1 protein-coding gene is annotated in these 484 nt (G+C 64.5%); it reads left to right on the top strand.

All coding sequences use genetic code 11. From position 1 onward, the window contains the following. Positions 1-25 precede the first annotated feature (25 nt). Positions 26-484, top strand: a 459-nt coding sequence (locus CCN42_RS40140) for a cellulase family glycosylhydrolase (RefSeq protein WP_422641135.1), incomplete at its 3' end; no start/stop codon positions are given.

Here is a 484-nt window from a genome sequence, read left to right as displayed (position 1 = left end):
GGGCAGGGGGCAGGAGAAGTACGTCATCCTGAACATCGGCAACGAGCCGCACGGCAACGGTGCTTCCGGCGTCACGCCGTGGACCGCCGGCACCAAGAACGCGATCGGCCGGATGCGGGCGGTCGCATTCGGGCACACGCTCATGGTCGATGCCCCGAATTGGGGCCAGGACTGGTCTTTCACCATGCGTGATCACGCCGCGGAGGTGTTCGCCGCGGATCCCGCGAAGGACACGGTGCTCTCCGTCCATATGTACGGCGTTTTCAACACCGCGGACAACGTGAAGGGATTACCTCAACCGGTTCACTTCCCAGCGTCTTCCCATCGTCGTCGGGGAATTCGGCGACCTGCACTCGGACGGCAATACGGACGAGGAACGTCATCATGTCCACCGCGCAGCAGCTCGGGGTGGGATACCTCGGCTGGTCATGGAGCGGCAACGGCGCCGGTGTCGAGTACCTGGACATGGCCACCGGCTTCGACG

Origin of the sequence: Streptomyces glaucescens, assembly GCF_002154375.1 — a bacterium.
Lineage (GTDB): Bacteria > Actinomycetota > Actinomycetes > Streptomycetales > Streptomycetaceae > Streptomyces > Streptomyces glaucescens.
This window is presented reverse-complemented; position numbering and strand designations above follow the sequence as displayed.